This window comes from Streptomyces sp. CB02959 (genome assembly GCF_002803155.1).
Taxonomy (GTDB): Bacteria; Actinomycetota; Actinomycetes; order Streptomycetales; family Streptomycetaceae; genus Streptomyces.
The window spans coordinates 41620-63094 of the sequence record NZ_NNBP01000023.1 but is presented as its reverse complement, the minus strand read 5'-3'; the positions used below and the strand labels follow the sequence as shown (position 1 = coordinate 63094).

Annotated in this window: 20 protein-coding genes; 11 read left to right on the top strand and 9 right to left on the bottom strand. The window is 72.3% G+C overall.

Annotation, left to right across the window (positions count from 1 at the left end; translation table 11 throughout):
• Positions 1-10 precede the first annotated feature (10 nt).
• The 3 genes from CG747_RS31760 (at position 11) to CG747_RS31750 (ending at position 2464) form a co-directional block, all read left to right on the top strand.
• Positions 11-670, top strand: a complete 660-nt coding sequence (locus CG747_RS31760) for a transglycosylase SLT domain-containing protein (protein ID WP_100605311.1) — start codon at positions 11-13, stop codon at positions 668-670.
• 316 nt (positions 671-986) lie between these two features.
• The gene (locus CG747_RS31755) at positions 987-1865 is read left to right on the top strand and encodes a lysozyme (RefSeq protein ID WP_100605310.1); all 879 of its coding nucleotides are present in this window, start codon (positions 987-989) and stop codon (positions 1863-1865) included.
• Positions 1866-2011: 146 nt separating this feature from the next.
• Positions 2012-2464, top strand: a complete 453-nt coding sequence (locus tag CG747_RS31750; RefSeq protein ID WP_100605309.1) for a spore-associated protein A — start codon at positions 2012-2014, stop codon at positions 2462-2464.
• Between the two features lie 36 nt (positions 2465-2500).
• Here the strand turns inward: CG747_RS31750 and CG747_RS31745 are convergent, their stop codons facing one another.
• The 5 genes from CG747_RS31745 to CG747_RS31725 all read right to left on the bottom strand — a co-directional run bounded on the left by CG747_RS31745 (position 2501) and on the right by CG747_RS31725 (position 8025).
• Positions 2501-3184, bottom strand: a complete 684-nt coding sequence (locus CG747_RS31745; protein ID WP_100605308.1) for a response regulator transcription factor — start codon at positions 3182-3184, stop codon at positions 2501-2503.
• Positions 3181-4488: a sensor histidine kinase gene (locus tag CG747_RS31740; protein ID WP_100605413.1), complete on the bottom strand. Its 1308-nt coding sequence runs from the start codon at positions 4486-4488 to the stop codon at positions 3181-3183. Before CG747_RS31740 ends, CG747_RS31745 begins: the two co-directional genes overlap by 4 nt.
• Positions 4489-4513: 25 nt before the next feature.
• Complete coding sequence (locus CG747_RS31735) at positions 4514-5731, bottom strand: acyltransferase (RefSeq protein WP_100605307.1); 1218 nt, start codon at positions 5729-5731, stop codon at positions 4514-4516.
• Positions 5724-6743, bottom strand: a complete 1020-nt coding sequence (locus CG747_RS31730; RefSeq protein ID WP_100605306.1) for an alpha/beta hydrolase — start codon at positions 6741-6743, stop codon at positions 5724-5726. Before CG747_RS31730 ends, CG747_RS31735 begins: the two co-directional genes overlap by 8 nt.
• 184 nt (positions 6744-6927) lie before the next feature.
• The gene (locus CG747_RS31725) at positions 6928-8025 is read right to left on the bottom strand and encodes a LacI family DNA-binding transcriptional regulator (RefSeq protein ID WP_100605305.1); all 1098 of its coding nucleotides are present in this window, start codon (positions 8023-8025) and stop codon (positions 6928-6930) included.
• A gap of 273 nt (positions 8026-8298) precedes the next feature.
• Here CG747_RS31725 and CG747_RS31720 point away from each other — a divergent pair, with 273 nt between their 5' ends.
• From CG747_RS31720 to CG747_RS31700, 5 genes are all read left to right on the top strand, one after another.
• Complete coding sequence (locus CG747_RS31720; protein ID WP_100605304.1) at positions 8299-9594, top strand: sugar ABC transporter substrate-binding protein; 1296 nt, start codon at positions 8299-8301, stop codon at positions 9592-9594.
• A gap of 13 nt (positions 9595-9607) precedes the next feature.
• On the top strand, positions 9608-10531 hold the full coding sequence (locus CG747_RS31715; RefSeq protein WP_100605303.1) for a carbohydrate ABC transporter permease: 924 nt from the start codon (positions 9608-9610) through the stop codon (positions 10529-10531).
• Positions 10528-11376, top strand: a complete 849-nt coding sequence (locus tag CG747_RS31710) for a carbohydrate ABC transporter permease (protein ID WP_100605302.1) — start codon at positions 10528-10530, stop codon at positions 11374-11376. The genes CG747_RS31715 and CG747_RS31710 overlap by 4 nt, the downstream gene beginning before the upstream one ends.
• A 30-nt stretch (positions 11377-11406) precedes the next feature.
• Positions 11407-12678: a glycosyl hydrolase gene (locus CG747_RS31705; RefSeq protein ID WP_100605301.1), complete on the top strand. Its 1272-nt coding sequence runs from the start codon at positions 11407-11409 to the stop codon at positions 12676-12678.
• A 139-nt stretch (positions 12679-12817) separates the two neighbouring features.
• The gene (locus tag CG747_RS31700) at positions 12818-15919 is read left to right on the top strand and encodes a glycoside hydrolase family 38 C-terminal domain-containing protein (RefSeq protein ID WP_100605300.1); all 3102 of its coding nucleotides are present in this window, start codon (positions 12818-12820) and stop codon (positions 15917-15919) included.
• A 31-nt stretch (positions 15920-15950) separates the two neighbouring features.
• Here the strand turns inward: CG747_RS31700 and CG747_RS31695 are convergent, their stop codons facing one another.
• Entirely contained in the window at positions 15951-16244 is a 294-nt protein-coding gene (locus CG747_RS31695) for a hypothetical protein (RefSeq protein ID WP_100605299.1), read from the bottom strand.
• Positions 16245-16397: 153 nt separating this feature from the next.
• Here CG747_RS31695 and CG747_RS31690 point away from each other — a divergent pair, with 153 nt between their 5' ends.
• The 3 genes from CG747_RS31690 to CG747_RS31680 all read left to right on the top strand — a co-directional run bounded on the left by CG747_RS31690 (position 16398) and on the right by CG747_RS31680 (position 18316).
• Positions 16398-17423, top strand: coding sequence for an esterase family protein (locus CG747_RS31690; protein ID WP_100605298.1), 1026 nt, complete (start codon positions 16398-16400; stop codon positions 17421-17423).
• A gap of 63 nt (positions 17424-17486) precedes the next feature.
• Positions 17487-17681: an antitoxin gene (locus CG747_RS31685; protein ID WP_100605297.1), complete on the top strand. Its 195-nt coding sequence runs from the start codon at positions 17487-17489 to the stop codon at positions 17679-17681.
• Positions 17682-17731: 50 nt separating this feature from the next.
• Positions 17732-18316 (top strand): GNAT family N-acetyltransferase, encoded by a 585-nt coding sequence (locus tag CG747_RS31680; protein ID WP_100605296.1) that lies wholly within the window; start codon positions 17732-17734, stop codon positions 18314-18316.
• A gap of 75 nt (positions 18317-18391) precedes the next feature.
• Here the strand turns inward: CG747_RS31680 and CG747_RS31675 are convergent, their stop codons facing one another.
• The 3 genes from CG747_RS31675 to ligD form a co-directional block, all read right to left on the bottom strand.
• Positions 18392-18604, bottom strand: a complete 213-nt coding sequence (locus CG747_RS31675) for a cold-shock protein (protein WP_016576347.1) — start codon at positions 18602-18604, stop codon at positions 18392-18394.
• A gap of 287 nt (positions 18605-18891) precedes the next feature.
• Positions 18892-20115, bottom strand: a complete 1224-nt coding sequence (locus CG747_RS31670; RefSeq protein ID WP_257980875.1) for a D-alanyl-D-alanine carboxypeptidase family protein — start codon at positions 20113-20115, stop codon at positions 18892-18894.
• A 431-nt stretch (positions 20116-20546) separates the two neighbouring features.
• Positions 20547-21452, bottom strand: coding sequence for a non-homologous end-joining DNA ligase (gene ligD, locus CG747_RS31665; RefSeq protein ID WP_100605295.1), 906 nt, complete (start codon positions 21450-21452; stop codon positions 20547-20549).
• Between the last annotated feature and the right edge of the window lie 23 nt (positions 21453-21475).

Here is a 21475-nt window from a genome sequence, read left to right as displayed (position 1 = left end):
TCACCCCCGTATGCCCAGCTTCACCCTGCCCCGCGCTGCCCGGATCGCCCGCATCACCCGTACCCACAAGGTCGCCGTGGCCGTTCTGGCCGCCGCCGGCGCCACTACGGGCCTGGCCGTCACCGCGGCCCCGAGCAACGCCGTGAGCACGACCGCGCACGCCCCCGCCGCGGTCAAGCCGGTGAGCGCCGACGGGATGCCCGCCAAGGCCGACACCGCCAAGGTCGAGCGTCCGGTGAGCGCCTCCGTCGCGGACCACATCAAGGTCACCGCGGTCGCGAAGCAGGGCCACACCGCCGAGCAGGCCGCCAGCCGCTCCGCCGACCGCCCGGCCGCGCCGAAGAAGTACAGCGACAACCTCGACGGCTGGATCCACCAGGCCCTGGACATCATGAAGTCCAAGGGCATCCCCGGCAGCTACGAGGGCCTGCACCGCAACATCATGCGGGAGTCCAGCGGCAACCCCAACGCCGTCAACGACTGGGACGTCAACGCCCAGAACGGCATACCCTCCAAGGGCCTGCTCCAGGTGATCCAGCCCACCTTCGAGACCTACCACGTCGCCGGAACCGCCGACAAGCTCACCGACCCGGTGGCCAACATCACCGCCGCCGCCAACTACGCGGCCCACCGCTACGGCTCGATCGACAACGTCAACTCGGCGTACTGAGCCACCGTCGATGACGGACCGGACATCCGACCCCGCAGGGTCGTCATAGAGAGCTGGCGAAGCGGCGACATGGCGCGTTCGCCGCTGAGCGGAGAGCGGGTCCCGGCAGTGCCGGGGCCCGCTCCTCTCGTGCCACGACCGCCGGGCGGAGGGGGCGCGGGCGCGACCAGACGGGTGAGATGACCCGGCCGGACGGCGGACCCCCGGCCCATCGAGTCATGGACCAGGGCATTTCAGCGTATAAGTCATTTCATCGGCAGGATTCTGCTCAAAAGCTGTCGAAACTGACTCAACCGAAGTCCTTCGGAGGCACGCGATGCCCTTGCGCAGATCCGCACCGGCCCGGCGTACGGTCCCCCTTGCGGCCGGCTCCCTCGTCTCACTCGTCACCGTGCTCGCACTGCCCCTCACGCTGCCCGGCACCGCCCTCGCGACGACGGAAGTCGCGAAGACGCCGGCCCACCCCGAGCAGGACTGGATGGGCTCGACCATCGCCGCGCACGAGGGCATCGAGCAGGCCGCCGGCACGGAGCCGCGCGGCGCCTGGACCCGGAAGTCCGTGGCCGGGGTCGATGTCTCCAGCCACAACGGCAAGGTCGGCTGGCGGAAGCTGCGGCACAGGGGGGTGCGGTTCGCGTACGTCAAGGCCACCGAGGGGAACAGCTACAAGAACCCGTACTTCACCGAGCAGTACCGGGGCGCGTACAAGGCCGGCATGATCCACGGCGCGTACCACTTCGCGCTGCCGGACCACTCCGGCGGCGCCTCGCAGGCGCGGTACTTCGCGCACCACGGCGGGGGCTGGTCGCGGGACGGCCGGACGCTGCCGGGCGCGCTCGACCTGGAGTACAACCCCTACGGCGCGACCTGCTACGGGAAGAGCCATGGCGCCATGATCAGTTGGATCGCCGACTTCGTGCGCGCCTACCGGGAGCAGACCGGGCGGGACGCGGTGATCTACACCTCGACCAACTGGTGGAAGCGGTGCACCGGCAACTCCGAACGGTTCGGGCGGAGCAACCCGCTGTGGATCCCCCACTACGGCTCCTCCGTCGGTTCCCTGCCGGGCGGTTGGCGGTTCCACAGCATCTGGCAGCACACCTCCTCGGGGCACACCGTCGGCGACCACAACCGGTTCAACGGCCCCTACAGCAGGCTGAAGGTGCTGGCCTACGGCGCGGACGACGACGACTGAGGCGGAGACGAAGGCGACGACCAAAAGGAACACGTGTACTGGCGGAATTTCGCTTACAACCATCCCCGTCCGGCTGGTGTCCAACACGGTGCAGCACCAATTCGGTGCACGACCACGCGACGGACACCACCTGACGGGGGTTTTCCATGAAGCGTTCCTCTCTTCTCACCGGTTCGGCGACACTGGCCGTGGCGAGCATCGCCACGCTGGGCCTGGCCACCACCGCATCGGCCGCGCCGGTCCGCAGTGCGGCGTACAACGGGGCCTGTGGCAGCGGGTACGGGGTCGTGAATTCCGCACCGGTCAGCGGAAAAGGCACGGTCTATCTCACGTACAGCGCAAAGACCGGAAAGAACTGTGTGGTGACGGTCCGGAACAGTCCCGGGAAGGCGGTATTCATCCACGCCGAACTCGGGCCGTCCGACCACAGTTCCGCCCCGGTATTCGACAGCGGAAAATACACCGCCTATGCCGGCCCGGTATATCTCGCGGCGAAAGGGCGGTGCGTGGACTGGGGCGGGGCCATCGAATCGGTGAGCGTCAAGGTCGCCGGTTCCAACTGCGGGCGGATGGCGCCCGGGGTCGTGGTCCGGCACTGAACCGGCCTTCCCCGTAAGCGGGTCCGGCAGCGGGGGTCAGTACCCGGTGGGTCGCACCAGCCCCGTCTCGTAGGCGAAGACGGCGGCCTGGGTCCGGTCACGCAGTCCCAGCTTGACCAGGATGCGGCCCACATGGGTCTTCACGGTCTGCTCGGCCACCACCAGGCGCTCGGCGATCTCCGCGTTCGACAGGCCCTGGGCGATCAGTGAGAGCACCTCGGTCTCGCGTTCGGTCAGCCCCGCCACCCGGTCCTTGAGCGGGGTGCGCGGGGCGCCGGACATCCGGGAGAACTCGGCGATCAGCCGCTTGGTGATACTGGGCGCGAGCAGCGCGTCGCCGGCCGCCACCACCCGCACCGCCTGGGCGAGTTCATCGACCGATGCGTCCTTGAGGAGGAAGCCGGAGGCGCCGGCGCGCAGCGCCTCGTAGACGTATTCGTCGAGGTCGAAGGTGGTCAGGACGAGGACCTTGACGGTGGCGTCGGCCGGTTCGGTGATCCGGCGGGTGGCGTCGATGCCGCCGAGTCCGGGCATCCGGATGTCCATCAGGACGACGTCCGGGGCGAGTTCGGCGGTCTTGGCGATGGCGTCGTGGCCGTCCACCGCCTGGCCGACGACCTCGATGCCCGGTTCGGCGTTGAGCAGCACCGTGAAGCCCTGCCGGATCATCATCTGGTCGTCCGCGATCAGGACGCGGATGGCTCGGGTGGCAGTCGTCATGGGGTGTCCTCGGCGTCGTCGGAGTGGGCGGCGGGGGTGGCGGGGGCCGGGAGGATCGCGGTGACCTCGTAGCCGCCGTCGGGGGTGGGGCCGGTGGCCAGTTCGCCGCCGAGCATCGCGGTGCGTTCGTGCATGCCGAGCAGGCCGTGGCCGGCGCCCGGGGAGGGCGGGGCGGGCCGGTCGGGGGCGGTGTTGGTGACGCCGAGGGTGACCCGGTCCGGGTGGTAGCCGAGCGCGACGTGGACGGTGGCGCCGGGCGCGTGCCGCATCGCGTTGCTGAGCGCCTCCTGGACGATGCGGAACGCCGACAGTTCGGTGCCGGGCGAGAGCGGGCGCGGGGTGCCGGTGGTGCCGGTGGTGACGGCGACACCGGCGCCGCGCACGTTGTCGACGAGTTCGCCGAGCCGGTCGAGGGTGGGTTGCGGGGCGTGCGGGGCGCCCTCCGGCCGGGAGTCCTCGGAGCGCAGGACGCCGAGGACCCGGCGGAGTTCGGTGAGTGCCTCGACGGCGTTCTGGCGGATGCCGCGGAGGTTCTCCTTGAGTTCGTCGGAGGGGTTCTCGGCCAGGTGGGGCGCGACCTGGGCCTGGATGGAGATCACCGACATGTGGTGGGCGACCACGTCGTGGAGTTCGCGGGCGATTCGGTTGCGCTCCTCCAGGAGGGTACGGCGGGCGCGTTCCTCCGCGGTGAGCTTCTCCTGGACGACCAGTTCGGTGCGGGCCTTCTGGCGGCCCCGGAGCAGGGCGCCGACCAGGGCGCAGACCGCGAGCACGATGACCGGCACATGGTCGTAGCCGAAGCTCCCGGAGGCCAGTACGTTGGCGAAGGCACCGGCCAGGATGCCGAGCACCAGCATCTCGGCGGTGGCCCGGGGCCGGACCCGCAGCGCCGCGAGGAACAGCACGACGGCCTGGGCCGCCAGCCCGGTGCGCTGCCAGGGCAGGCCCGCGAACGGGTTGAACACGGAACCGGCCTGGTACCCGATCACCAGCAGCACCGCGGTCGACGCCCACCAGGCCAGGACCGGCCGGTAGAGGGCGACGATGGGCGCCGCCGCCCCGACCGCGGCGGCGACGAAGGCGATCGGCGGGTTTATCCCGTACTGCCTCGTATAGACGTTGGCAGTGAAGGCGAGCAGGTAGGCCCCGCCGAACACCAGCGGGACGACGATCGCGGGCCGCCAGGCGAGCCAGCCGGGGGGCCGGCCGCCGACCGGCAGCGGTTCCTCGGTCGCGCCGGTCCACAGATCCTCGCGCAGGTGGCGCGGCAGCGCCCGTAGGGCCGTCGTCAGCCGACCGGCCATGATCCCCCTCTTCACGGGATGCACCTTAGGCACGGGGCACCGCCGCCTGACGGGCGGGGCTCCCTTCGCGGACGACCCGGCCGGGTCCGTCCGTGCCCGGTCCGCCCCGGCGGCGGGGGCCCGGCCGGCGGTGCTCGTACACGGCGAACGCGGCCCGGCACAGCAGCAGCGCGGCCGCGAAGACCGGGAGCCAGGCGAGCCGGGCGAGGATCCAGGCGGGGGTGTCGGGGACGGTGTGCAGGCCGGGCAACGGACCGGCGAGGAACCAGGCGGTGGCGGTGACGGCCATCATCGCGGTCTGGTGCCACAGGAAGACGGTCATCGCGGAGAGGTTCAGCAGGGCCACCGCGGCCCAGGCGGCGGGGCGGCGCAGCGCCCGGTTGAGCGGGGCGCGGAGCAGCAGGGCGGCGCCGCACTGGGCGAGGCCGAAGGTGACGGCTGCCAGGGTGGGCGGGTTGAGGTTGGAGATCGCGGCGCCGGGGACGCCGACCATGGACGCGGGGTAGCCGGCGAACAGGACGAGTCCGGCGGTGGCCGCGGCGCCGCCGAGCAGCAGCGCCCAGCCGGTCGTCCGGCGGTGTGCGGCGCCGCGGGCGCGGGCCGCGCCGAGGCAGTACGGGACGAGCCAGCCGGCGGGGAGGTTGAGCCAGCCGAGCCAGCCGGGGGCGTCGAGGCCGAACCGGAGGACGTCGACGAGGACGACGACGGCGCAAGGCCAGAGGGGGTGCAGGCGGGCGGTCAGCGGGGTGGCGGCGGTGAGGGCGGCGAAGACCAGCAGGAACCACAGCGGCGACAGCACCAGTTTGACCAGGGTGTGGACGGTGTCCGTCCCGACGCCGGCGGCGAGCATCGCGGCGGTGGCGACGGCCCAGACCGCGAGGACCGCGGCGACCGGGCGGAACAGCCGGCCGAGCCGGGCGTGCAGCCAGTGCCGGTAGGCGGTGCCGCGGGCGCGGGCCGCGGTGTGGCTGCGGGCGGCGACCTCTCCGCCGACCAGGAAGAACACCGCCAGGGTCTGGAACAGCCAGGATATCGGGGCGAGTTGGGGCATGCCCTGGAGCGGGCTGGCGCCGTGCAGGGTGCCGCTGTCGGTGATCAGGGCGGTGACCAGCCAGTGGCCGAGGACCACGCCGAGGATGGCGAAGGCGCGCAGGGCGTCGGTGGCGCGGTCCCGGTCGGGCGGGGTGGCGGCCTGGATGCGGTGGACGAGGGCGGCCGCGGCGGCGCGCGGGGTGTCAGGCACGGCGGGCCTCGCCTGCGGTGCGCTGCGGGACGGCGGTCGGGTCGGGGGCGGCGGTCGGGGCGCGGCCGGCGGCGATCCGGGCGAGGTTCTCCAGGGACAGCGTGCCGGGCTTGAGGTAGTCGCTGTGGCCGCCGTCGCCGGCGGGGAAGACCCGGGCGCCGAACCGCGGGGAGACCGGGTCGGTGCCGAAGCCGAGGGTGGTGGTGGGGAGGGGGAGTTGCGCGTGCGGGACGTCGGCGATCCAGTCGTCGGCGCCGCGGCCGGCCCAGACGGTGGCCCGGGTGTGCAGGTCCGCGGCGGTGTCGGCGCCGGCGCCGGGGCTGCCGTAGAGGACCAGGTCGGTGGCGGGGAGGCCGGGGGCGGCCCGGCCGCAGACCACGGACCCGTAGGAGTGGCACAGCAGGGTGATCCGGGCGGCGGGCCTGGTTTTCCTCAATTCCTTTACGAAATTGCGGAGTTGGGGGGCGGCGTCGTCGGCGCGGGTGGTGGTGATCGCGGCGGGGCTGACGGTGGCGGGGGTGGGGTAGCCGAGCCAGGCGATGACGGCAGGGTGGATGCCTGGTTGCCGGGCGAGTTGTTGCTGGAGTGCCTGGGCGCCGGCGCGGAAGCGCTGGTAGGTGTCGAGGCTGGTGTCCGAACCGGGGACCAGGACGGCGATCCGGTCGGCGCGGGCGAGGTCGCCGTAGACCTCGGTGGTGCGGCCGCCGTCGCGGCCGTCGAAGGTCAGGAAGTGCCGGGCGGGGGCGGCCAGCGCGCGCAGGGTGGTGGCCCGCCGGTGGTCGCCGTGGGCGTCGGCGGTGCGCTCGGCCGCCCGGATGTCGGCGCGGGTGGCGGCGTACCGGTGGGCCAGGGTGGCGGGGGTGGTGTCGCGCAGCGGGCCGAGGGGGGTGGGGGCCGGTGCGGGGACCGCGGCGGGGCGGGCCGCGCCCGACACCGGGACGGCCACCGAGGCGGTGACCAGCACGGCGAGCAGGGTGCGGGTCAGGCGGCTTCTGCGCGGGCGGGGCGCCATGGCGGATGGTCCTTCCGTACCGGGGTTCTGGGTGTTTCCGGCACCGAAGTTATGGAGTGCGAGGGGTGGTCGGCGTCCCGCCAGGGAGCGCATCCGGCGGGTAGTCCTCAGGTACTACGGGTAGGGGGCGGGGTCCGCTCGTGGGCCGGCGACGGCGGTGCGCCGCAGGGATGGTGGCGGTCCGTCAGATGTCGCCGGGCGGTGGGCCGGTGCTCTCCCGGGGTTCCAGGTACGGGAGTTCGCCCTCGACGGTGCGGGGCGGGCCGCCGTCGAGGAGGGCGAGGAGTTCGGCGGCGGCGAGCCGGCCGAAGCCGGCGGTGTCGCGGACCAGCGCGGTGAGCGGGGGGTGGGCGACGCGGCACAGCGGGGAGTCGTCCCAGGCGACGACGGAGAGCCGGCCCGGTACGGGGATGCCGCGGCCGGCGGCGACCGAGGCGCCGGCGACCGCCATCACGTCGTTGTCGTAGATGATCGCGGTGGGCGGTTCGGCCGCGTCGAGGAGGCGGCGGGTGGCCTCGGCGCCCTCGGCGTCGGAGTAGTCGGTGGTGACCGAGCGGACCTGCCGCGCGTCGAGGCCGCGCCGGGCGGCTTCGGTGTGCAGGGAGTGGATGCGGCGGGCGGTGTGGGCGAGGCCGGGCAGTCCGGCGACGTGCACGATACGGCGGTGGCCGAGGCCGTGCAGGTGGTCCAGGACGCGGGCCATGGCCTTGGCGTCGTCGGCCCAGACGGTGGACAGGAGCGGGGCGGTGGGCAGCGGGGGCGGCGCCGGGGGTTCGGGGGCGGCGGGGCCGCCGATGGCGACGGCGGGGAGGCCGAGGGCGGCCAGCAGCGCGGGCCGGGGGTCGTCGGTGCGGGGGTCGACGACGAGGACGCCGTCCACCCGGCGTTCGGCCCACCAGCGGCGGTAGAGCGCGCACTCGGTGTCGAGGTCCTCGACGACCTGGAAGAGCAGGGCGGTGCGCCGGGCGGAGAGCACTTCCTGGATGCCGGAGACGAGTTGGAGGAAGAAGGACTCCACGCCCAGGGTGCGGGCCGGGCGGGCCAGTACCAGGCCCAGGCAGCCGGAGTGTTCGCCGGAGAGGGCGCGGGCGGCGCTGTTGGCCTGCCAGCCCAGCTCGTCGGCCACCCGGCGGATCCGAGCGCGGGTGTCCGCGGAGACGCCCGGCCGGTCGTTGAGGGCGAAGGAGACCGCGCTCTCGGAGACTCCGGCGCGCCGGGCGATGTCCTTGATGGTCGGGCGGCGCGCCGGTTTGCGGCGGGCGGCCTCACCGGGCGCTGTCATCGCGGGCTCCTCCGGGCCGAACCGCATGAGTGCCGACAGTCTGATCAGGGCGGCGGGGCGTGTCAAACAATGCCGGGACGGTTCGGGCGGTCCGCCTCAACATGCATGCGGTACGAGGGTGTTGACACCTACTAAATCGCATTAGTAGCGTCTGCCGCGTCGCGATCCGGGAGCCGGGAAACCGTGGGACGGAACCGGATCCCCCGCGCCGCGATGGCCTTCGACAGTTTTCTGGTCCGAGCACTTCAGAGCACTTCAGCCAAGGAGCCGGCCATGCGTTGTCATTCCCGTCGGATACCTGCCGCCCTCGCGGTCCTCGCCGCCTCGGCGCTTTTACTGTCCGGCTGCGGGGCCCCGGACGGCGGCGGCGATTCCGACAGCGCCGCGGGGAAGGTGGAGGGGCAGGTCACCTTCCAGACCTGGAATCTGAAGGCGCGTTTCCAGAAGTATTTCGACGGGGTCATCGCGGAGTTCGAGAAGAAGTACCCGGGCACCGAGGTGAAGTGGGTCGACCAGCCGGCCGAGGGGTATCCGCAGAAGCTGAGCGCGGACGCGGCCGCGGGCACCCTGCCCGATGTGGTCAATGTGTCGCCCGACCTCGCCTATCCGCTGGCGAAGGCCGGGTTGGCGCTGGACATCGGCAAGGCGGCCGGGAAATACCGGGGCGAGTATCTGGACGGGGCCTGGAAGAGCCAGGAGATGCCGGGGATGCCGGGCGTCTATGCCTTCCCGTGGTACCTCAACACCGGGCCGGTGTTCTACAACAAGGACTTGTTCCGCAAGGCCGGGCTGGATCCGGCGAAGCCGCCGACCACCTACGACCGGCTGTTCGCCGACGCGCTCACCATGGCGCGGAACAGCGACCGGAAGATCGCGATGCTGGCCGGTACGCCGTCCATCGAGGACTTCGGCCGCTACGGCGTGCGGCTGATGGACGTGCGGGGCACCGCGTTCACCTTCAACGAGCCCAAGGGCGTGCAGCTGCTCACGCACTACCAGGAGCTGTACGCGGACGGGGCGCTGGACCCGCAGGCGCTCACCGCCGTGGCCGAGTCGGCGGGGCGGAAGTTCGAGCAGCAGTCGGTGGCGATGAATCCGGGCAGTGCGCTGGACCTGGAGAACTTCAGACGGGACGCGCCGGGCCTCTACCGGAACATCGGCATCATCGACGCGGTCAACAACACCGGCAAGGCCAATATGTATGTGCAGGGCCTGATGGTGAACGCGCAGAGCAAGGTCAAGCCGGCGGCGGTGGCCTTCGCGCACTTCGCGACGGACCAGCGGAACCAAATGGCGTTCGCGAAACAGGTCACGGTCTTCCCCAGTACGAAGGGTGCGCTGGACGATCCGTATTTCACCAAGGAGGACGGTACGGACGCCACCCGGGTGCGGGTGGCGGCGGCGAAATCCCTGAAGAACGCGGTGAATTACACCCCGGTATTGCTCAGCGACCAGATGAAGACGGTGCTGCGCAATGCCGTCGCCCGGGCTCTTCAGGGCAAGCAGACGCCGAAGGCGGCGCTGGATTCCGCGGTGGCGGAGTGCAATCGCCTGTTGAAGACCGGCTGAGGTCGGGATGGGAATGCGGAGGTCCGCGCCGGCCGGTGCGCCACGGTTCCCGGGCCGCGCCCGGGGAGTCCGTACGCACCTGCCGACCAGTCCCTGGCTGTTCCTCGCGCCCGGGCTGCTGGTCGTCGGCGGATTCAGTCTCTATCCGTTCCTGAGCACGGTGGCGCATTCCTTCACCGATGCCCGGACGCTGACGGCCGGGCGGTTCACCGGCGGCGCCAATTACCGGGAGATGCTGCACGATCCGATGTTCTGGACGGGGTTGCGCAACAGCCTGCTGTACGTCCTGGGTGTCGTGCCGCCGCTGGTGGTGCTGCCGTTGCTGCTGGCCCTGCTGGTGCGGCGGAGCGTGCCCGGGATCGCCTTCTTCCGGGCCGCGTTCTACCTCCCGGTGGTCGCCTCGGTGGTGGTGGTCGGGTTGATCTGGGTGTGGCTGCTGGACGACCGGGGGCTGATCAACGCGCTGCTGGAGGTCCTGGGGTTCGGGCGGGCCGGCTTCCTCAGCGATCCGTGGCCGCTGCTGTTCAGCGCGATGGCGGTGACGGTCTGGAAGGGCCTCGGCTACTACATGATCATTTATTTGGCGGCGCTGGCCCAGGTGCCGCGGGAACTGCACGAGGCGTGCGCGGTCGACGGGGCCGGCCCGGTGCGGCGCTTCCTGACCGTCACGGTGCCGGCGGTGCGCGCCACGATGGTGCTGGTGGCCGCGCTCTCCGCGGTCAACGCCTTCAAGGTGTTCTCCGAGGTGTATCTGATGGCCGGGCCGACCGGCGGTCCGGGCGGGGAGGACACCACGCTGGTGATGCTCGTCCAGCAGGCCGGCACCGGCCTCAGCGGACGGGTCGGCTACGCCTCGGCGCTGTCGGTGGTGGTGTTCGTGCTGACGCTCGGGCTGATGCTGCTGGTGCTGCGGGCCAACCGCGGGGAGGACCGATGACCGGACCGGACCGGCGCCGGCGGCGGGCCAAATGGCCGCTGCTGGTCCGCTACCTGCTGCTGTGCGCGGTGCTGGCGCTGACCGTCGGACCGTTCCTGTGGCAGCTCTCGACGTCCCTCAAGGGTCCGGGCGAGGACATCTACCGCTATCCGCCGAGCCTGGTGCCGCACCACCCGACCCTCGCCAACTACGCCGCGGTGGCGCAGGTCGTCCCGGTCTGGGACTTCGCGCTGAACTCCGTCAAGGTCGCGGTGGCCAACGTGCTGACCAACTGTGCGGGCGCGGCGCTGGCCGGGTACGCACTGGCCCGGCTGCGGTTCCGCGGGCGGCGGGTCGCCGTGGTGGTCTTCATCATGGCAATGCTGGTACCGGTCGAAAGCATCCTGATCGCCCAGTTCTTGACGATGCGTCAGCTCCAGTTGAACAACACCCTGCTCGGGGTGGTACTCCCCGCCTGCATCGGCGCGATGAACGTCCTGCTGATGCGGAACGCCTTCACGGCACTGCCGTACGAGGTCGAGGAGGCGGCGTTCGTGGACGGCGCCAATGCCTGGCAGCGGTTCGTCCGGATCGCGCTGCCGTCGGTCAAGGGCACCCTGGCGGTGGTCGCGGTCTTCGCGTTCATGGGGGCCTGGGACGACTTCCTGTGGCCGCTGATCGTGCTCAGCGACCAGTCGAAGTTCACCCTGACCATCGGCCTGAACTACCTGCACGGCACCTTCGCGGACAACCAACGGCTGGTGGCGGCCGGCTCGGTGATCGCCGTCCTCCCGCTGATCGTGATGTTCGCCTGTCTCCAGCGCTACTTCTTCCGCGGCGTCGGTGAGGGCGCCGTCAAGGGCTGATCCCACACACCCGGAGGGACGGGACCACTGATGCCGGTACCCCACGAGCAGCGCCGGATCCGCTTCGGCGTCAACTACACGCCCAGTCAGGGGTGGTTCCACCACTGGTTGGACTTCGACCTGGACGCGGTGCGCCGGGACCTGGACTCGCTGGCCGCGCTCGGCCTGGACCACGTCCGGGTCTTCCCCCTGTGGCCGCTGTTCCAGCCCAACCGCACCCTGATCCGACCGCGCGCCGTCGAGCACTTGGTGCAGCTGGCCGACGCGGCGGCCGAACGCGGGCTGGACGTGGCGGTGGACGGCCTCCAGGGCCATCTGTCCAGCTTCGACTTCCTGCCCGCCTGGACGCAGACATGGCACCGCCGCAACCTCTTCACCGACCCGGAGGTGCTCGCCGGCCAGGAGGAGTACCTGCGGACGCTGGCCGCCGCGCTGGCCGACCGGCCCGGCTTCCTCGGGATGACCCTCGGCAACGAGGTCAACCAGTTCTCGGACGCCCCGCACCCGGATCCGGACCGGATCACCGGCGCGCAGGCGGCTGCCTGGCTCACCCGCATGCTGGCCGCCTGCGAGCGGGGCGCGCCGGACCGGGCGCATCTGCACGCCGCGTACGACGCCGCCTGGTACCAGGACGGGCATCCCTTCACCCCCGCGCACGCCGCCCGGTTCGGGGCGATGACGGCGGTGCACTCGTGGGTGTTCAACGGGACCGCGCAGCGGCACGGGCCGACCGGTGTCGCCACCGAGCAGCACGCCGCGTACCTCATCGAGCTGTCCAAGGCGTGGGCGCCGGACCCGCACCGCCCGGTGTGGCTCCAGGAGGTCGGCGCCCCCGCCCCGCACATCCCCGCGGACGGCGCGGCCCGCTTCACCACGGCGACCGTCACCAACGCCGCGGACTGCCCGGACGTCTGGGGCGTCACCTGGTGGTGTGCGTACGACGTCCCGCGGTCGCTCGCGGACTTCCCGGAGTTGGAGTACGGGCTGGGCCTGTTCACCGAGGACCGTACGGTCAAGCCGGTGGGCCGGGCCTTCGCCGAGCTGGCGGCGCACTGGCGGGGCCGTCCGCACCGGCCGCCGGTGCGGTCCACCGCGCTGGTCGTCGACGTCGGTGACGCCGAGGAGGCGCCCCACCGGTCGGTGTGCGCGCCCGGCGGCCCGGTCTTCGAAGCCTGGGCGGAACTGGCCGGACAGGGCGCCCGCCCGACCCTGGTCCTGTCCCAACTAGCTTCCGAAGAAAGCCATCTGACGTCCCGTGGGATCGCCGAGGTGTGCACGCCCCAGGAGGTGGCGAAGCGATGACCGGGCTCGCCCGTCCCCTCCCCCTCCCCCGGATGCCGCTCGCCGGGGCGGGCGCCGCCTCCGCCCCCGTCCGGCACCCCCGGTGACCCCGGCCCTGCCGTCCCGCACCCCGTCTCCCCGACCTCTGGAGCCGTAAGCCATGCATGACGATCGCGCGCTGGTCGAAGCCCGTCTGAAGCGGGTCCTCAACGAACGCATCCGGCCCGCCCTGTACCCGGAGTCGGTGCCGCTGGAGGTGGCGGCCTGGGTCGCGCCCGGCAGTGGGGGCTCCCCTGGTCGAGCGGAGTCGAGAGCGTGGGGAACCGTACCGGTGGCCGAGGGACTGGCCGCCGAGCACACCCCGGTGGCGGTGGGGGACGCCTGGGGCGCGCCGTGGGCGACGACGTGGTTCCGGGTGCGCGGCACGGTGCCGGAGGAGTGGGCGGGGCGCACCGTGGAGGCGGTGCTGGACCTGGGTTTCGACGAGCGGATGCCGGGGTTCCAGTGCGAGGCGCTGGTGTACCTGCCGGACGGGACGCCGGTGAAGGGCCTCAACCCGCGGAACCAGTGGGTCCGGGTGGGGGCGCCGGTGCGGGGCGGTGAGCGGGTCGAATGGCACCTGGAGGCCGCGTCCAACCCGGTCATCCTCGACGTCCATCCGTTCCGGCCGACGGCGTTGGGCGACCCGGAGACCGCGGGCAGCGAGCCGCAGTACCGGCTGGCGCGGATGGACCTGGCGGTGTTCGACACCGAGGTGTGGGAGCTGGTCCAGGACCTGGAGGTGCTGGGCGAGCTGATGGCGGAACTGCCGGTGGAGAGCCCGCGCCGCTGGGAGGTGCTGCGGGCGGTGGGCCGGGCGCTGGACGCGCTCGACCTGCAGGCGGTGAACGGGACGGCCGCGGCGGCGCGGCGGCACCTGAGCGGGGCGCTGGCGGCGCCGGCGGCGGCGTCCGCGCACCGGATCAGCGCGGTGGGGCACGCGCACATCGACTCGGCGTGGCTGTGGCCGCTGCGCGAGACGGTCCGCAAGGTGGCCCGGACGACGGCGAACATGACGGCGCTGCTGGCCGACGAGCCGGAGTTCGTCTACACCATGTCGCAGGCGCAGCAGTACGCCTGGATCAAGGAGCACCGGCCCGAGGTCTACGCGAAGGTCAAGGAGGCGGTCGCGGCGGGCCGGTTCGTCCCGGCAGGCGGGATGTGGGTGGAGTCGGACACCAACATGCCCGGCTCGGAGGCGATGGCCCGTCAGTTCGTCTACGGCAAGCGGTTCTTCCTGGAGGAGTTCGGGGTCGAGAACGACGAGGCGTGGCTGCCGGACACCTTCGGCTTCGCGGCGGGGCTGCCGCAGATCATCAAGGCGGCCGGGGCGAAGTGGCTGCTGACGCAGAAGATCTCCTGGAGTCAGGTGAACTCCTTCCCGCACCACACCTTCCGCTGGGAGGGCATCGACGGCACCCGGATCTTCACCCACTTCCCGCCGGTGGACACCTACAACTGCCAGCTGTCGGGCGCCGAACTCGCCCACGCGGCACGGAACTTCAAGGAGAAGGGCACGGCCCGGCACTCCCTGGCACCGACCGGCTGGGGCGACGGCGGCGGGGGCACCACCCGCGAGATGATCGCCAAGGCCCGCCGGCTGCGGAACCTGGACGGCTCGCCGGTGGTGCGGTGGGAGAAACCCGCCGACTTCTTCTCCCGGGCACAGGCCGAGTACCCCGACGCCCCGGTGTGGGTGGGCGAGCTGTACCTCGAACTGCACCGCGGGACACTCACCAGCCAGGCCCGCACCAAGCGCGGCAACCGCCGCAGCGAACACCTGCTGCGGGAGGTCGAACTGTGGTCGGCGACCGCCGCCGTCACCACCGGGTTCCGCTACCCCCACGAGGAGTTGGACCGCCTCTGGAAGACGGTCCTGCTGCACCAGTTCCACGACATCCTGCCCGGCTCCTCCATCGCCTGGGTGCACCGCGAGGCGGAGCGGACCTACGCCGCGGTCGCCGCCGAGTCGGAGGAGCTGATCGGCGCCGCGCTGGCGGCCCTGGCCGGCGGCGGCGACCGGCGGCTGGTGGCGAACTCCGCGCCGCACGCCCGGTCCGGGGTGGCGGCGGGCGCGCTGGCCGCACCGGCGACGGAGGGCGAACCGGTGACCGCGGGGCCGCGCCCCGGCGGCGGTTTCGTCCTCCGGCACGACCTGCTCCGGATCGAGATCGACGGCCGCGGCCTGGTCGTCTCCGTGTACGACCCGGCCGCCGGGCGGGAGACCGTGGCCCCGGGCGCGGCGGCGAACCTGCTCCAGCTCCATCCCGACTTCCCCAACATGTGGGACGCCTGGGACGTGGACGCCTTCTACCGCGAGGTGGTCACCGACCTGACCGACGCGGACGAAGTGGCGCTCGCCGAGGCGGCGCCGGAGGCCGCGACGGTCCGCGTGGTGCGGCGCTTCGGCGCCTCGCGGGTGGTCCAGACCCTGACGCTGGCGCGCGGGCAGCGGCGGCTGGACATCGACACCGAGGCGGACTGGCACGAGACCGAGAAGTTCCTCAAGGCCGCGTTCCCCCTGGACCTGCACGCCGAGCGGTACGCGGCGGAGACCCAGTTCGGGCACCTGTACCGGCCGACGCACACCAACACCAGCTGGGAGGCGGCGAAGTTCGAGGCGTGCGCGCACCGGTTCGTGCACGCCGCGGAGCCGGACTGGGGCGTGGCGCTGGTCAACGACGCGACGTACGGGCACGACGTCACCCGTACCGTGCGGGAGGGCGGGCCCGAGGAGGAGCGGGGCACCACCACGACCGTCCGGCTGTCCCTGCTGCGCGCCCCGCGCTTCCCCGACCCGGAGACGGACCAGGGCACCCACCGCTTCCGGTACGCGCTGGTCCCCGGCGCGACCATCGGGGACGCGGTGCGCGAGGGGCACCGGATCAACCTGCCGGAGCGGGTGGTGACCGGGTCCGGCGCGGTGCCGCCGCTGGTCGCGGTGGACGACGACGCGGTGGTGGTCACCGCGGTCAAGCTGGCCGACGACCGCAGCGGCGATGTGGTGGTGCGGCTGCACGAGGCCCGGGGCGGACGCGCCAAAGCCGCCCTGACCTTCGGTTTCGCGCTGGCGGGGGCGGTCGCCACCGATCTGCTCGAGCGTCCCGTCGAGGACGGGCCCGCCCTGGAGCGGCAGGGCGACACGGTGCGGATGGCGCTGCGGCCGTTCCAGATCGTGACGCTGCGGCTGCGCCGGGCGGCGGGAGCGCACCCGGCGGGCTGACCGGGCGGCCCGGGGCCGGGACGGGAGCGGTTCAGCCGGGGTCGGCCGACGGCGTGCGGGCGTCGCGGCAGGTGTCCCGGCGGGCCGCCCGCCGCCGGTCCCGGCCGGCGCCGCGCCCGTGGCCCCCGCCTCGCGGACCGGGCCCGGGCGCGGCCTCCCGGGCTGGATCCCGGCGGGGATCCAGCCCGAGCATGTCCATCAGCAACGACAGGTCCTCCGCGTCCCGAGCACGGCCGGCCAGCGCCTTTCTGGCGAGCCGTCGCTCGTGCGCACCGGGCACGCCACGGGAGGCGGTGTCATCGGCACTGCGCTGTTCATCGGTCACCGCTGCATTCTCGGCCGGGCCGGGCCGGACTGCCCGTCGAGCGGGCCGATGGGCGCACGGCGGAACCATCCGCGGTCGAATTGCCTCTTTATGGTCACTTGCACTTGATCGTCATGGTCACTCGCATGTGATCGTCCAGTAGCGGAGTCACCGTTGAAACACCCTTATGCCCGCGCACTCACGGCCGTCCTCGTCGCGTCCTGCGCCCTGCTCGCCGGCTGCTCGGAGAACGGCAACCCGGTCGACTTCAACGCGGGCGCGCCGGGGAGCGCGGCCACCCCGGTGAAGCCGGTCGACCAGGACACCCGTTTGCCCAGCGGGCCGAAGAGCGAGTTCCGGATAACCCGCACGCTGGACGACGGCACGCACATAGCCCGGACCACGCTGAAGGGCGCGAAGTCCGGGGTCACCGGCAGCGTCTGGGTGTGGGCCCCGAAGGAATACCAGGACCCGAAATACGCCAAGAGCGGCTTTCCGGTGCTGATAGCCCTGCCGGGCGGCCTGGGCAGCCCGCAGGACAAGGACGGGGTGACGAATTACTGGGTCGGCGGCGACATCAAGCTGCAGGAGAACCTCGCGCAGTGGACCGCCGAGGGCAAGAGCCTGCCGTTCGTCGTGGTGATGCCGATGCTCAATCCGGACACCCGCTATCACGACGGCAGCGACATACCCGGCCAGCAGAAGATGGGCACCTGGCTGACCGATGACGTCGTCGATCTGGTCAAGGCCAATTTCCGTACCTTCGGGTCCCGGGACGGCTGGGCTTTCATGGGGTCGTCCTCGGGCGGTTTCGCGGGCCTGAAGTCGGTGCTGAAGTATCCGGAGAAGTTCAAGGCGGCGATAGCCAGCGGCCCGGACATCGTGCCGGATTCCCCGATGTGGGCCGGCCACCAGAAGGAGAAGGACGCCAACAACCCGGAAAAGCTCGCGGCGGGCCTGCTGAAAAAGGGCGGACCGGAGGTCTATCTCGCTTTCCAGGCCGGTAGTAAGGAAGGCGCCGCGGTGGTCAAGCCCATCCACCGTTTCCGCGAGAAGTACGGCAAGGGCCCGATCCACACCACGCTCCAGGTGATTCCCGGTGGCCGGCACAATGCCTGGGATTACCAGAAGGGCATGGCGGCGAGCTCCATGAAATTCATCAGCGACCAGTTGAAGGCCCCGATTCCCAGCGGCTCGTGATGCAGATGGTCCGTTCGGGGGTGATGCTGGTGTCGAGGGGGGCCATGCTGAGGAGGACCATCCATGTCCGTACTGGACAAGCTCAAGGAACTGCTCAAGGGCCACGAGGAGCAGGCCGGCAAGGGCGTCGACAAGGCCGGTGACTACGTGGACGAACGGACCCAGGGGAAGTACCAGAGCCAGGTCGACACCGCGCAGGACAAGCTCAAGGAGCAGATGGGCGGGACGGACCGGGACACGGACCGGCCGCCGCAGTGATTCCTCGCTCGCCCCGGGACAGGGGCGGGCCCCGGGATTAGTCTGAACGGATGATCACCTCGTCCGCCCGGCTCGCCCCCGACGTCCTGATGCGCCCCGCCGAGCCGGCGGACGCCGCCGGATACTCCCGGGCCTACCAGCGCAGCCTCGACCACCTCCGGCCCACCGAGCCGCACCGCGCGGACGGGTTCTACACCCCGGCCGGTCAGGCGGAGCGGCTGCGGGGGCAGCTGGCGGAGCGGGACGCCGGGCGGGTGATGCCCTGGGTGCTGGTCCGCGAGGCGGACGGCGGGTCCGGGCCGTCCGGAGAGGTGGAGGTGGTCGGCTCGATCACCCTGTCCCAGATCACCTACGGCCCGCTGCGCAGCGCAAGCGTCGGCTACTGGATCGACGTCGGCCACCTGCGCCGCGGGCTGGCCGCCGCCGCGTTGCGGGCGGTGTGCGAGGCGGCCGACCGGGACTTGGGCCTGCACCGGCTGGAGGCCGGGACGCTGGTGGACAACGTCGCCTCGCAGCGGGTCCTGACCGGCTGCGGCTTCACCCTGTACGGGACCGCGGAGAAGTTCCTGCACATCGACGGTGCCTGGCGGGACCACCGGCTGTTCCAGAAGATCCTCAACGATCGCCACCCGTAGGCGCGTCGTGTCGTATACGGCGGCGCCCGCCCCCGTCGCGGGGGCGGGCGCCGTCCGGTGCGGCCGGGGCCGCGCTCACGAGGAGGTCAGCACCCGGATCTTCTCCGCCTGCGGGCCCTTCTGGCCCTGGGTGACCTCGAAGCTGACCTTCTGGCCCTCCAGCAGCTCGCGGTAGCCGGTGGCGTCGATGTTGGAGTAGTGCGCGAAGACGTCGGCGCCGCCGTCGTCCTGCGCGATGAAGCCGAAGCCCTTTTCCGAGTTGAACCACTTCACCGTGCCCGAAGCCATGTTGCGTCTCCTTCGCTCTATGGGCTCGAATCGGCTCCCGCACCGCGCGGAATCCGGAGGTGATCGCCCTGGCCCGGAGACGTACCGGACAGCAAGAACGCCCGTGAATGCGACACGGGCGCCCGGCACTTCGGAACCACGACAGCTGATCAGGACGCTACACCGACCGGGCCCACCAGTCACCACAAATCATGGCAAACGCGTCATCCTTCACCGGGCAAGGCCACACCGCGTCCTCCGTATCCCCGACCGATCGGACGGATGTACGAGACCGGGGGTGGTGTTCGTCAGGCGGCCGGTCCGCCGTCCTCGGGACCGGCCGGCTGCCGCCTGCGCCACCACAGCGCGGTGCCGAACCCGGCCAGGGCGATCACCCCGGCGGCGGAGAACGACCACAGGACCAGGTCGTCCGTGTGGCCGGCCGCTCTGGCCGCCGACGCCTGGTGCAGCGCGGTGCCCGGAGACCGGTGGGCGGCCTGCGCCGTCCCGGGGTCCGTCGGGTCGGGAGCCGGGGCCGGCAGCGTGCCGACCGCCGCGGCCCGGGGCGCCGCGGCGAATCCCCAGTCCAGCAGGGCGCGGGCCTCCTCGTAGACCGCGTTCTCGGCACCGGACTGCGGGTTCATCGCGGTGACCAGCAGCGTCCGGTGGCCGCGCCGGGCGGCGGCGATGAGGGTGTTCCCGGCGTGGCTGGTGTAGCCGTTCTTCACCCCGATCAGGCCGTCGTAGGGGGCCACCCCGTGCGAGCCGACCAGGAGCCGGTTGGTGTTCTGGAGGCCGCTCGCGTCGGGACCGCCGTCCTCCGGCAGACGGGCGGTCTTCGTCGCGGCGAAGTGGGCGAAGTCCCGGTTGGTCAGCCCGGCCTGGCCGAAGAGGGAGAGGTCGTAGGCGGAGGAGAACTGGCCGGGCGTGTCGAAGCCGTCGGCGGATTCGACGGTGGTGTCGCGGGCGCCCAGCCGGGCCGCGGTCGCCTGCATGTCGTCGATGGTCTTCCCCCAGCCGCCGTTCATCGCGGCGAGGGCGTGCACCGCGTCGCTGCCGGAGCTGAGGAAGACGCCGTGCCACAGGTCGGCCACGCGGTACCGCATGTCCTCCTTGAGGCCGGCGAGCGAACTGCCGGCCTCGATGCCGGCCAGGTCCGCGGAGGAGACCGTGCGCACCGTCCCCTGTGCGAACCTCGGCAGCACCGTCAGCGCGAACAGCGTCTTGAGGGTGCTGGCCGGCGGCAGCGGCCGGTGGGCGTCCTTGGCGGCGAGGATCCGGTGGCTCTCCAGGTCCGTGACGACCCAGGACAGGGCCGACACCCGGGGTGGCTCGGGGACTCCCGGCCTCGGCAGGAACTGCACGCCGTGCTCGTCCAGGAGGTTCTCGGCCGGGGCCGGGGGCGCGCCGCGCAGGTCGTCGACGCCGTTGGGGCCGTCGGCGGCCGCCGGGCCGCACAGGGCCAGCAGGCTCGCGGTGCAGACGGCCGCTGCGGTCAGGGCTCTGACGGGGGACCAGGTCGCTGTCGACATGTGGCCACGCTAAGAACGCCGCGGGCCGCGCGCCGGTTGGCCTACTCCATACGGTTCCCGGCCGCGGCGCACGGCGGGCGGGCCGGACCGTCGGCCACCGTGGCGACACGCCGTCAGGACCGCACGGCTCGCCCCGCAGGAGTTGGCGACCCGTCCGCCGCACGACGAGCCCGCGATCACCCCGGCGCGGCGAAGGAGGAGCGCACCGCGTTCGCCAACGCCCCGATGCCGCCCGCACGTTGGACCAGGGAGGCCGTGGCCGGGCCCACGCTCACACCGTCCGGTCCGACGCCCGGCGCCACCGCCACCGCCACCGCCACCGCCGAGGAGGCCAGGTGGGCGGGGAGGACAAACCCGGCGAGGAAGAAGGTGTTCGGCGCCGGCCCGGCGGCCTGGCCCCGACCGGACCCCGGTCGGCGAGGCGCCGCCTCCTACGCGGGCCGCCGGTCGACGCGCGGCACCGGGCGGGCCCGCTCCGGACCGAGCAGCGGTGCGTGCAGATCGCCGTAGCGCTCGCGGCGCCCGGCGATCTCGTCGAAGAGGAAGGCGAGTTGGCCCGGTTCGGTGCAGTCGGCGACCTCGTCCCAGGTGACCGGGGTGGAGACGGTCGGAAGGGGGCGGGCCCGCAGGGTGTAGGCGGTCGCGGTGGTCTTGGCGGCGGCGTTCTGCGAGAAGTCGATGAAGACCTTGCCCGGCCGCAGCGCCCGGGTCATCTTGTGCGTCACCAGGTCCCCGAGGGCGGCACCGGCCTCGACGGCCAGCGCCCGGGCGTAGGCGGTGGTGCGGTCGGAGGGGGTGGGCTCGATGGGCACGAGGAGGTGCAGGCCCTTGGAGCCGCTGGTCTTGGCGTAGGCGTCGAGACCGTCGGTGGCCAGCCGGCCGCGCAGCCACCGGGCGGCGGTGCAGCACTCCACGATGGTGGCGGGTGCGCCCGGGTCCAGGTCGAAGACCAGCCGGTCGGCCACGCCCGGCGCGTCGCGGGTCCATTGCGGGGTGTGCAGTTCGACGACGAGGTTGGCGGCCCAGACCAGCGAGGCGAGGTCCTGGAGGAGCACCTGCCGGGCCGGCCCCGACCTCGAATGGGGGACCTCGCAGCTCTTCACCCAGGAGGGCGCGCCGGGCGGCACGTTCTTGGTGAAGAAGCGCTGGCCGTCCGGCCCGTCGGGGTAGCGGAGGAAGGACACCGGACGGTCGCGGAGGTGCGGGAGCAGCGCGTCCGCGGTGGTGGTGCAGTAGTGCAGCACCTCACCCTTGGTGGTGCCGGTCTCGGGATAGAGGACCTTGTCCAGGTTGGTCAGCGCGAGGCGCCGCCCCTCCACGACGGTGATCGGCGACATACCATGGAGAATCCCACATGAGG